This window comes from Nocardia sp. NPDC059177, assembly GCF_042755165.1.
Taxonomy (GTDB): Bacteria; Actinomycetota; Actinomycetes; order Mycobacteriales; family Mycobacteriaceae; genus Nocardia.
Genome location: NZ_JBHZBX010000004.1, coordinates 305,912 through 315,942, shown reverse-complemented (window position 1 = coordinate 315,942; position 10,031 = coordinate 305,912). Strand labels below are relative to the sequence as shown.

Sequence of the window (10,031 nt, the reverse complement as noted above, 5' to 3'; positions counted from 1 at the left end):
GGCCCCCTTTTTTTTGTTGCTGCCGCCGGGGTTCTCCTGGGCCTTGTGGGTGACGGGGGTGACGGGGCCCGGGTCGCGCTGGTGGGCCCCGGGCCGGGGGGGGGGGGGGGCGCCGCCCCCCCCGGCCAGGATGTAGGCGCCGACAATGGCCATGGCGGTGCCCATGCCGGTCAGCGGTGACCCGCAGTAGCCGGCGTCGCCGATCAGGGTGACCCGGCCCTGCGACAGCGTCGGCACGTCGACCCGCGCGATCTCGTCGAAGTAGAAGTCGGTCGCGGAGTCCATGGCCGCGAGGATCTCCGGCGCGCGCCAGCCCGCACCGGTCAGCTTGGCGCGGATGAGGGCCTTCTGCGCCTCGGTGTCGCGGCGCAGCGCCGGGTCGACTTCGGCGCGCAGGGTCATGATCGCCTTGCTGGTGGCCGGGTCGGCGTCGGGACGGATACCGAACATGGTGCCGGGGATCATCCGCATGTGGAACCAGCCCGGTTCGGCGTCGGCCGGGCTCGGCATGGTGAAGAAGGCGCCGTAGCCGCCCAGATTGGTGCTGAACTGCTCCTCGGGGCCGAAGACGAGGCGGCGGGTGGCCGAGTGCACGCCGTCGGCGCCGATCACCAGGTCGAAGCGTTCGGTGCCGCCACCGGCGAAGGTGACGGTGACGCCGGCGTCGTCCTGGTCGATCCGCTCGATCCACTCGCCGTAGCGGTAGTCCAGCAGGCCGGTGTCGGCGGCGGCCACCGCGTCCAGCAGGACCTGGTTGAGATCGCCGCGGGTGATCTCGATGTCGGCGACGATGCCTGCGCCGTCGAAGTCCTCCATGGCCATCCGCGCGTAGGCCGTGCCGTCGGCGTCGACGTAGTACATGCCGCGCTCGTCGAGCTGGTGCTTCGCGATACCGGGCATCAGGCCCATCCGTTCGGCGGCCGCCTTGCTCGGGCCACGCAGGTCGACGGCCTGGCCACCGGGGCGCGGCGCCGTGGCCCGCTCGACCACCGTGGTGCGGATACCGCTGCGCAGCAACTGGAGTGCGGCCGCGTTGCCCGCGATGCCGCCGCCGGAGATCAGGACGTGGAGGGGGCTGCTGGTGGTCATGGCGTGGGTCCCATCTGATGAACGAATGTCTTAGACAAATGTCTAACACAGGACTTGCACGTATGTCTAGAACAAATGTCTAAGACGTCGGGTACGCTGGTGACCATGGGTAATCGAGAAGATCTGCTGGCGGGCGCCCGCAAGGTGATCCTGGAGCGCGGCGTCGCCAAAGCGACCGCCCGGGACATCGCCTCCGCGGCGGGGGTGAGTCTGGCCGCCATCGGCTATCACTTCGGGTCCAAGGACCGCCTCGTCACCGAGGCGCTCGCGGATGCCCTCGGCACGGCCATGGGCGACGCGATGGAGGACCTGATCGGCGCGGGTGCCGGGCAGTCACCGCTGGCAGGGGCGGCCCTGCTGTGGAACGGGATGCCGGAGGTGTACGCGGCCAATCACGAGGCGATGCTGGCCAGCATGGAGAACATCGTCCGGATCGTGCGCTCGGCGGAGGCCAGAGCCCAGCTGGGTGATCAGCTCGGCAACGCGGTCGCCGATCTCGCCGGCTCGGTCCGCGCGGCCCATCCCGAACTCGACGACGCGCAGGCCACGGCCATCGGCAAACTGTATTTCGCGCTGGTCCAGGGGCTCGGCGTGCTCGCCCTGCTGCGACCGGGGGAGCCTGCGCTCGACGGTGACGAACTGGCGCTGGCGGTGCGGGCGCTCGCGGGGACCTGACGGGTCAGTTCCTGGGGTCCGCGGCGTCGAGCCAGAACGGCTGCGCCGAACCGTAGGGCGGTGCGGGCCATCGGTAGTCGTCGTAGCCGGCCAGTACCGGTGCGGCGGTGCAGGTGTCGCCGTGAGTGACCGTCGCGGTGGGGTCGGGCGCGGCCGCGTCGGGGTGGTCGAGGTGGCGGTCGCCGGCGGCGAGCAACCAGGACGCGGTGCGCGCCAGCGACACGCGCACCGAACTGCCGATGCCGTCCTCGGCGCGGCGGGCCAGCGCGTCCAGCACACCCGCGGCGAGCAGATGGCCCGAACCGTGATCGAGGGCTTGGGCCGGTAGCGCACCCGGCCGCTCCGGCGAACCCTCGATGAGCGAAATCCCGGCGGCGGCTTGGACGATACTGTCGAATCCGCGCCGGTCACCCCAGGGTCCCGCGGTTCCCCACGCCGACACGGTGGCATCGATCAGACCGGGCCGACCGGCCGCGCGGACACCGGCCGCGGCCAGCGCGCCCGGCCGGTAGCCGGTGACCAGCACGTCGGCAGCGTCGAGCAACTCCTCGAAGGTCGCCAGATCGGTGCGCAGATCCAGCAGTGTCGACCGTTTGCCCTGACAGGTGTCGAGGAACTGCCAGTCGATTTCGGGCAGCTGCGGGGTGTCGACACGCAGCACGTCGGCGCCGAGCAGGGCGAGGGTGCGGGTGGCGACCGGGCCCGCGAGCACCCGGGTCAGATCGAGCACCCGGATACCGCGCAGCGGCTGCCGGGAGGTCAGCAGTGCGCGCGTGCCGCCCGCGTTTGTGCTGCGGGAGCGGGGATTCGCCTCCTCGCGCCGCTCGACGGTGACCAGTGGGCCCGCGGCGGCCGCCCGGCCCATCGGGCTCGCCGCCCATTCCGCTTCCGTGCGGACCCGTACCGCGATCGCCCCCGCGGCGGCCGCGGCCGCTTCGATCTCGGCGGCGTTCATCGTGCTCAGCTGCGCGCGTGCCTTCTCGGGGTCGGTGTCGGCGGCCAGCCCGAGGACCTCGGCGAGGCGCTCGCGGTGGTGGGAGTAGTTGGCGTGGGTGCGAATCCAGCCGTCGCGGGTGCGGAAGAAGCCGGACAGCTCGCCGAAGATCGCGGGCGCGGCGCCGCCGTGGCGGAACAACCGCTCGCTCGAGAAGGCCGCGGTGATCCGGTCGGGATCCAGCAGCGGCGCCACCTCGGCCAGGCCCCGGACCGCGCGCCACCGATTCGCGGCGGCGTTCACCGCGCCGATCGAGCCCGCCGCCAGCGCCCACACCGGTAGCGTGGCGGCGAGCCGGGCACCGGGATCGGGTTCGCCGGGCGGATCCGAGGCGGGCAGTCCCAGCCCGGCCTCGTAGGCGTGCAGCAGGTGTCGCGCGGAGCTCACCTCGGCTAGCCTAGCGATCGTGAACACCGCTGCCACGGAATGGGTTCGGGTCGTCCGTCCGGAGCCGTCGCCGCACCGGCGGCTGGTCTGTTTCCCGCCGGGCGGCGGATCGGCCCCGTACTACCGCACGCTCGGGCGTCACCTCGGGGCCGGTGTCGAGGTGACCGCCGTGCAATACCCCGGGCGCCAGGATCGCCTCGACGATCCGGTCGTCACCGATCTGCACGTGCTCGCCGACCGGATCGCGGCGGATCTGCTCGGTCAGCCTGGCCCGGCCCGCGTCCTGTTCGGGCACAGCATGGGCGCCACCGTGGCCTACGAGACCGCGCGCAGGCTCACCGCCGCCGGGCAGCCGGTGAGCGCGCTGATCGTCTCCGGGCGACCCGCGCCCTCGTTCGTCGAGACCGGCCTGCTGCACCAGGCCACCGATGCCGCCCTCATCGACGATCTGGAACGCCTGGCCGCCGATCCGGCCTCGGTGGGTGTGCTGCGCACCGAACCCGGACTCGCCGAGCTGGTCCTGCCCGCGCTGCGGGCCGACTATCAAGCGGTCGAGACCTACCGGCAGCAGCCAGGACCGGCGCTGAGCTGCCCGGTCGTCGCGCTGGTCGGCACCGAGGATCCGACGACCACCCGCGCCCAGGCCGAGCAGTGGCACACCGTCACCGACGGCGCCTTCGCGATCCGGACGTTCCCGGGTGGCCATTTCTACCTCGACGAGCAGCCCGCCGCGATCGCGCGGGAGATCACGCGGCACCTGAACTGATGCGATGGCGCGGGTGCAGGCGCAGGTACCCGATCCAGGACACCAGCACCGCGATCGCGGCCAGCACCTGCACCAGGACCAGCGCGCTGTCGGGATAGATCACCCCGGTCAGGTAGTAGTCGATGAAGCCGGCCTCGGGCAGTTCCGCGACGCCCGCCTGTCTGCGCGCCCAGTTCTCGGCGTAGGTCAGCGGGCAGTCGAAGCCGATCAGGATCGTCCCGAAACCCCAGGACGCGGCCAGCAGATGGGCCATGATCGTGCGCGGCCACCGCCACGCGAGGAAACCGCCGGCGACCACGTACGCGACGAAGGCGACGTGGGTGACGGCGATCAGATCGGCCAACACCCGGAACGGCACCTGTTCAGAATATGTGCCAGCCCGCCGACCGGATTCATGATCAACATTCCGGTTCGGCATCGCTTGGATCGCGATCACCAGGGGGAGGGTCGATAATCCTTGAGGAAGCAGCCGTACAGGTCGACACCGCTCTCACCCTGCACGATCGGGTCGTAGACGCGGGCGGCGCCGTCGACCAGGTCCAGCGGCGCGTGGAAGCCCTCCTCGGCCAGGCGGACCTTGGTGTAGTGCGGGCGTTCGTCGGTGATCCAGCCGGTGTCGACCGCGGTCATCAGGATCGAATCGGCCTCGAACATCTCCAGGGCGCTGGTGCGGGTCAGCATGTTCAGCGCGGCCTTGGCCATATTGGTGTGCGGATGGCCGGGGCCCTTGTAGCCGCGGCCGAACTGGCCTTCCATCGCCGAGACATTGACCACGTATTTGCGTCGCCCCGCCGCGGCGGCCATCGCCGGGCGCAGCCGCGAGACCAGGATGAACGGCGCGACCGAGTTGCACAGCTGCACCTCGAGCAGTTCGGTGGCCTCCACCTCGCCGACGGTCTGCACCCAGCTGTTGGTGTGCGCGAGGTCGGGGACCAGGCCGCCGGCGTCGATCGCCACGCCGCGGGCGATGCGCTCCGGGGTCGCCGAGCCGGCGACCAGCGCCAGTCCGGCGACGTCGTCGGCCGACAGCGACGGGGTGAGCGAGGCGGTCAGCGCGGTCGGATGGGCCTGCATGGTCTTGCCGAAGCTGACCATCTCCGGCAGTACACCGGCGGGCAGCGGCGCGGTCTCGGCCTCGACCAGGGCGCTGTAGGCGCCCGCCGAGCGGCGCACGGTCTGGGCGGCGTTGTTGATCAGGATGTCCAGGGGGCCCTGCGCGGCGACATCGTCGGCCAGGGCGACCACCTGCGCGGGATCACGCAGGTCGATGCCGACGATGCGCAGCCGGTGCAGCCAGTCGGCGCTGTCCTCCATGGCGGCGAAACGGCGGATCGCGTCGTTGGGGAAGCGGGTGGTGATGGTGGTGTGCGCGCCGTCGCGCAGCAGGCGCAACGCGATGTACATGCCGATCTTGGCGCGGCCACCGGTGAGCAGGGCGCGCTTGCCGGTCAGATCGGTGCGGGCGTCGCGTTTGGCGTGGCTCGCCGCCGCGCAGTCCGGGCACAACTGGTGGTAGAAGGCGTCGACCTGGGTGTAGCGCTGCTTGCAGATGTAGCAGGGACGCGCCTTGAGCAGCGTGCCCGCGCTCGCACCGGTGGTCGAGGTGCTGATCGGGATGCCGGCGGTCTCGTCGTCGATACGCTGGGGCGAGCCGGTCGCGGTGGCCGCGATCACCGCCCGGTCGGCGTCGGCGACCTGCGTGCGCGCCTCGATCCGGCGCCGCTGCTTGAGCTTTTTGAACATGTGCCCGACCGCGCGCTGCACCGCGATCGAGTCGGGATGCTCCTTGGCCAGCTGCCCGGCTTGTTCGAGCACCCGCAAACAGGTCGCCAACTCGTCCGGATCGATCGTCTTCTCGGTCATCGGGGAGTGCGGCATTCCTTCGTGCGGGGGCGTGGGCGTCGTCTATTGTCGCATTGGCCGCGCGCCGGACCCGCTGGGTATCGTGATGGGCCGTTGCCGCAACCGTGCGGCACCCCACCGAACGCGACGGAGCAGCCCGATTTCCCCGCTGGACACCGACACCGCAGACGCGCCGCGCAGGCGCAGGCTCGAACCCGACGAGCGCCGCGCGCAGATCCTGGCCTGTGCCATCGACATGTTCGGTGAGCGGCCCTACGCGGCGGTGTCGACCGCGGAACTGGCTCAGCGCGCCGGCGTCGCCCGCGGCCTGATCAACCACTACTTCGGCAACAAACGCGACCTCTACCTGGCTGTCGTCCGCCGGATGGTGACGCTGCCCCGCGCGGAGAAGGTCACCATCCCGCAGGGCACGCCGCGCGAGCGGGTCGACTCCATCGTGGGCTGGCTGCTCGACACCATCGTCGAACACGGCACCACCTGGGTGAAGGTCACCAGCCACGAGGGCGTCGGCGACGACCCGGAGGTCCAGCAGATCCTCGACCAGGCCGACGACGCCGCCGCCGAACGGATGCTGGTGATGATCGGGCGCGCCGATATGGCAGACGATGCACAATTGCGCGCACTGGTGCTGGCCTACGCGGGCATGGTCAAGGTGGCAGGCCGGGAATGGATCACCCGCGGCACGCTGACCAGGGACCAGGTGCACCGCCTGCTGACCGACACCCTGCTGACGGTGATCACCGAGACGATGCCGAACGTGGAACCCGGCGTCCGCGGTTAGGCGTCGATGCCACGCATCCGTACGCGCGGCATGGTGATCTCGCGCGCGCTGTAGCGCTGTGGTCCGAGGTGGCCCGGCGCGTGTCCGCTGCGGCCGTAGGCGAGCTCGATCTGTTCCTCGCGACGATGCTCGAACAGCAACGCGCCCGCGCCGCCGAGCAGGAACACCGCCGTCGCGATCGCCCCGAGAACTGTCCAGCCGATGTGCCCGGAGCCCGCGGCGACCAGGGTGCAGGCCAGGCCGACGATGCCGATCCCGCACGCGATGATGCCGGGAACGTTGTAGTCGTCGGCGAGCAGATCGCCGGCCTGGGCATGCCAGACCCGCCGGTCTGCCGAAGTGGTGCTACCAGGCATGGGGTCCTCCTCGCGAGCTCGATCCGCGCGCTCTGGTCCCCCTGATGACCAGCATGGACCCGGACCGGCAGGACAGGCAAAGGTGTTTGCCGGTTCGTTACCGATGTCGATACCCCTGGATTCGGGGGCGGGCCTGCGCGAACGCATTTGGCGGTTGTGCTGAACTGCCGGTCGGGAGTCCTTATCCTCGTCGCGTAACCCGGCATCGCCCGCGTGGCTTTCGCGTGCGCGGCCGGGGACAGATTTCGACACGAGGGACCCGGGGTTGATGGCACGGTACGAGCAATGGGACGACGACCCCGAGGAGGATGTGGACGATCGCCGGTGGAACGGCCAGCGCTGGCCGCAGGTGAGCACCGACGACGGCCACGGCAGGCAGTCCGAACTGCCGCGGGTGAACCCGTACGCGATGGTCGCGCTCGCCGCGGCCCTGGTGTTGCTGTTCCCGATCGCGATCGTGTTCGGGCTGCTGTCGTTCGGGCATCCGCGCGGGCGCGGGATCGCCGTGCTGGCGTTGCTGCTCGGGGTCACCGAGGTCGCCGCGGCGGCCGCGATCGGGCTGACTGTGTTCGGTGGGTTCGAGATGTCGCTGCCGAATCTGGCGCAGAACACCTCCGCCACCGTCACCACCACGCCGGTGGCGGTGGTGTCGGCGCACGGCACGCCGAGTGCGACCGGTGCGGTGCCGGTGGTGAGCTCGACGCCGGGCACGCCCACCGTGGTGGAGAAGAGCACTCCCTGCACGGTCGAGCAGGCCGGACTGCTCGGCGTCACGGCCGACGGCGCCACCCTGTTGTGCCTGCGCGCGGGCGGCGCCTACACCTGGTCGGGGCCGCACCGGGTGTCGGGCTCCCATTACACCGAGGGCGCGCCCTGCGACCCGTCGATCGACAAATCGGGGCGGACCTCGGACAACTACGCGCTGGTGTGCGAGACCATCGGCGGCACCAGCGGCTGGGTGCTCTGGACCGAATAGTTCACTCGGGCTTCTTCGCCCGGCTCGGCTGCACCCGCGGCGGTTCGTTGGGCATCTTCGGGTACTGCGGCGGCCACGGCGCGTCCATCAGCCCGGCGGCCATGTCCTGATCGGACATGGCCAGCAGCGGCTCGATCGATTGCGGGACCGGGTCGGCCCACGGATTGCCGCGCTCGGCCAGCCGCGCCGGCACGGTGGCGAGGGTGAGCTCGTCGGGGACGACGGTGCCGAGTTCGGTCCAGGCGATCGGCGTGGACACCTGACCGCCCACCTTCGGCCGCACCGACCACGCGCCGAACACGGTCTTGTGCGGTGCGTTCTGGTTGAAGTCGACGAACACCCGGGATCCGCGTTCTTCCTTCCACCACTGCGCGGTGATCTCCTCGGGGTAGCGGCGCTCGAGTTCGCGGGCCATGGCCACGGCCGCGGCGCGGACCTGGTAGCCGTCCCAGCGGGGTTCGAGTACGGCGTAGATGTGCAGGCCGCGCGAGCCCGAGGTCTTGATCCGGCAGTCGATGCCGAGTTCGCCCAGCAGCTCGCGGGTGCGCACCGCGGCCCGGCGCAGATCGTCGAAACCGATGCCGGGCGAGGGGTCGAGGTCGACCCGCAGTTCATCGGCGATGCGCAGGTCGGGCACGTGATTGGGCCAGACGTGGAACCCGAGGCAGCCCTGGTTGACCGCCCACAGGATGTGCGCCAGATCGTGGGCGACGAGGGCGTCGCTGGTGGTGCCGTTCGGCGTGGACACCTCCACCGTGCGCAGCCAGTCCGGCGCCGATTTCGGCACCCGCTTCTGGAACCAGGACTTGCCCGACGCGCCGTCGGGATAGCGTTCGAGCAGCAGCGGCCTGCCACCGATCACCCCGAGCAGCGGCTCGGCGACGGCCTGGTAGTAGCGGACCAGGTCGAGCTTGGTCTCCCCGCGCTTGCTGAAGTACACCTTGTCCGGATTGCTGATCGCGAGGGTGCGTCCGTCGACGTCGAGCTCGACCGCGGCGCTCATCGGTGTGCTCCGAAGATCGCGTCGAGTTCTGCGGGGGCGACTTCGTCGAGCTGGGCGTAGGTACAGGAGTCCGGGGTGCGGTCGGAGCGGAAACGCACCAGCCTGCCGCCGTGGCGGAATCGGCCCGACTGCACGTGCTCGTAGCGCACCTCGGCGACCAGTTCCGCGCGCAACGGTTCCCACGACAGATCCTTGCCGCCGGACCAGCGGCTCACCCCGCCGGGCATCCTGCCCTCGGCATTCTGCTGGGCGACGGCATCGGCCCAGTCGCGCCACGGGTGGTCGGCCAGGGCGTTCTCGCGCAGCGGCGCGAGTTCGCCGAGCAGTTCGCGCCTGCGGGCCGCGGTGAAACTCGAGGCGACGCCGACGTGGTTGAGGTTGCCGTTGTCGTCGTAGAGCCCCAGCAGCAGCGAGCCGACCCCTTCGCCGTCCTTGTGCATGCGGTATCCGGCCACCACACAGTCGGCCGTGCGCTCGTGCTTGATCTTGAGCATCACCCGTTTGTCCTGCAGATACGGCAGGTCGTCGGCCTTGGCCATCACGCCGTCGAAACCCGCGCCCTCGAACCGGGTGAACCAGTCCTGCGCGATATCGGGATCGTGGGTGATCGGGGTCAGATGGATCCGGCCGGGCGCGGCCTCGAGCAGCGATTCCAGGGCGCGCCTGCGTTCGGTGAACGGTGCGGTGGTCAGGTCGCGATCGTCGAGGGCGAGCAGATCGAAGGCGACGAAACTGGCCGGTGTCTCCACGGCCAGCTTGTTCACCCGCGACGCCGCCGGATGCAACCGCTGCTGCAGGGTGTCGAAGTCCAGGCCCTGGTCGGTGACGACAACGATCTCCCCGTCGACGACACAGCGTTGCGGCAGTGCGGTTTTCAGCAAGTCGGCCAGTTCGGGAAAGTACCGGGTGAGTGGGCGGTCGTTGCGCGAACCGAGCTCGATCTCGGCGCCGTCGCGGAAGACGATGCAGCGGAACCCGTCCCATTTCGGCTCGTAGCTCAGCCCGGGTTCGCGCGGCAGCGACGGCGTGGATTTGGCCAGCATGGGGCGTACTGGCGGCAGCACCGGTAGATCCATCCGATCCTCCTCGCGGGTGTGTGTCACCCGTGTCGACGATGCGAGCACGCCCGATTCATCGGTGT

11 protein-coding genes are annotated in these 10,031 nt (G+C 70.5%); 4 read left to right on the top strand and 7 right to left on the bottom strand.

All coding sequences use genetic code 11. The annotated features are described in order from the left end of the window. Positions 1 to 1,089 (bottom strand): FAD-dependent monooxygenase (locus tag ACFXK0_RS07940; protein ID WP_379409172.1); only part of this gene is annotated, 1,089 nt, incomplete at its 3' end. A 105-nt stretch (positions 1,090 to 1,194) separates the two neighbouring features. On the opposite strand from ACFXK0_RS07940, the gene ACFXK0_RS07935 reads away from it, so the two are divergent. Beyond that, a complete protein-coding gene (locus ACFXK0_RS07935) occupies positions 1,195 to 1,764 on the top strand; it encodes a TetR/AcrR family transcriptional regulator (RefSeq protein WP_379409171.1) in 570 nt (189 codons plus the stop codon). A 4-nt stretch (positions 1,765 to 1,768) separates the two neighbouring features. On the opposite strand, the gene ACFXK0_RS07930 is transcribed toward ACFXK0_RS07935, so the two are convergent. Further along, on the bottom strand, positions 1,769 to 3,145 hold the full coding sequence (locus ACFXK0_RS07930) for a CoA transferase (protein WP_379409169.1): 1,377 nt from the start codon (positions 3,143 to 3,145) through the stop codon (positions 1,769 to 1,771). A 19-nt stretch (positions 3,146 to 3,164) separates the two neighbouring features. Here ACFXK0_RS07930 and ACFXK0_RS07925 point away from each other — a divergent pair, with 19 nt between their 5' ends. After that, on the top strand, positions 3,165 to 3,911 hold the full coding sequence (locus ACFXK0_RS07925) for a thioesterase II family protein (protein ID WP_379409167.1): 747 nt from the start codon (positions 3,165 to 3,167) through the stop codon (positions 3,909 to 3,911). On the opposite strand, the gene ACFXK0_RS07920 is transcribed toward ACFXK0_RS07925, so the two are convergent. Next, positions 3,892 to 4,269: a DUF2784 domain-containing protein gene (locus ACFXK0_RS07920; protein WP_379409166.1), complete on the bottom strand. Its 378-nt coding sequence runs from the start codon at positions 4,267 to 4,269 to the stop codon at positions 3,892 to 3,894. The two genes, ACFXK0_RS07925 and ACFXK0_RS07920, sit on opposite strands and share 20 nt — an antisense overlap. A 74-nt stretch (positions 4,270 to 4,343) precedes the next feature. Beyond that, on the bottom strand, positions 4,344 to 5,774 hold the full coding sequence (locus ACFXK0_RS07915; protein ID WP_379409165.1) for an SDR family NAD(P)-dependent oxidoreductase: 1,431 nt from the start codon (positions 5,772 to 5,774) through the stop codon (positions 4,344 to 4,346). A gap of 82 nt (positions 5,775 to 5,856) precedes the next feature. Here ACFXK0_RS07915 and ACFXK0_RS07910 point away from each other — a divergent pair, with 82 nt between their 5' ends. Then, on the top strand, positions 5,857 to 6,555 hold the full coding sequence (locus ACFXK0_RS07910; RefSeq protein WP_379409163.1) for a TetR/AcrR family transcriptional regulator: 699 nt from the start codon (positions 5,857 to 5,859) through the stop codon (positions 6,553 to 6,555). On the opposite strand, the gene ACFXK0_RS07905 is transcribed toward ACFXK0_RS07910, so the two are convergent. Then, on the bottom strand, positions 6,552 to 6,911 hold the full coding sequence (locus ACFXK0_RS07905; RefSeq protein WP_379409161.1) for a hypothetical protein: 360 nt from the start codon (positions 6,909 to 6,911) through the stop codon (positions 6,552 to 6,554). The genes ACFXK0_RS07910 and ACFXK0_RS07905 overlap by 4 nt on opposite strands. A gap of 268 nt (positions 6,912 to 7,179) precedes the next feature. On the opposite strand from ACFXK0_RS07905, the gene ACFXK0_RS07900 reads away from it, so the two are divergent. Then, complete coding sequence (locus ACFXK0_RS07900; RefSeq protein WP_379409160.1) at positions 7,180 to 7,887, top strand: hypothetical protein; 708 nt, start codon at positions 7,180 to 7,182, stop codon at positions 7,885 to 7,887. A 1-nt stretch (position 7,888) separates the two neighbouring features. Here the strand turns inward: ACFXK0_RS07900 and ligD are convergent, their stop codons facing one another. Both ligD and ACFXK0_RS07890 read right to left on the bottom strand, forming a co-directional pair. After that, entirely contained in the window at positions 7,889 to 8,890 is a 1,002-nt protein-coding gene (gene ligD / locus ACFXK0_RS07895) for a non-homologous end-joining DNA ligase (protein WP_379409159.1), read from the bottom strand. Then, the gene (locus ACFXK0_RS07890) at positions 8,887 to 9,966 is read right to left on the bottom strand and encodes an ATP-dependent DNA ligase (protein ID WP_379409157.1); all 1,080 of its coding nucleotides are present in this window, start codon (positions 9,964 to 9,966) and stop codon (positions 8,887 to 8,889) included. The genes ligD and ACFXK0_RS07890 overlap by 4 nt, the downstream gene beginning before the upstream one ends. Positions 9,967 to 10,031: the final 65 nt, after the last annotated feature.

Excerpts from the sequence above, each read along its gene's own strand:
- ACFXK0_RS07900 (WP_379409160.1), top strand. The coding sequence starts at position 7,180 with ATGGCACGGTACGAGCAATGGGACGACGACCCCGAGGAGGATGTGGAC.
- ligD (WP_379409159.1), bottom strand. The coding sequence starts at position 8,890 with ATGAGCGCCGCGGTCGAGCTCGACGTCGACGGACGCACCCTCGCGATC.
- ACFXK0_RS07890 (WP_379409157.1), bottom strand. The coding sequence starts at position 9,966 with ATGGATCTACCGGTGCTGCCGCCAGTACGCCCCATGCTGGCCAAATCC.
- ACFXK0_RS07905 (WP_379409161.1), bottom strand. The coding sequence starts at position 6,911 with ATGCCTGGTAGCACCACTTCGGCAGACCGGCGGGTCTGGCATGCCCAG.
- ACFXK0_RS07935 (WP_379409171.1), top strand. The coding sequence starts at position 1,195 with ATGGGTAATCGAGAAGATCTGCTGGCGGGCGCCCGCAAGGTGATCCTG.
- ACFXK0_RS07915 (WP_379409165.1), bottom strand. The coding sequence starts at position 5,774 with ATGACCGAGAAGACGATCGATCCGGACGAGTTGGCGACCTGTTTGCGG.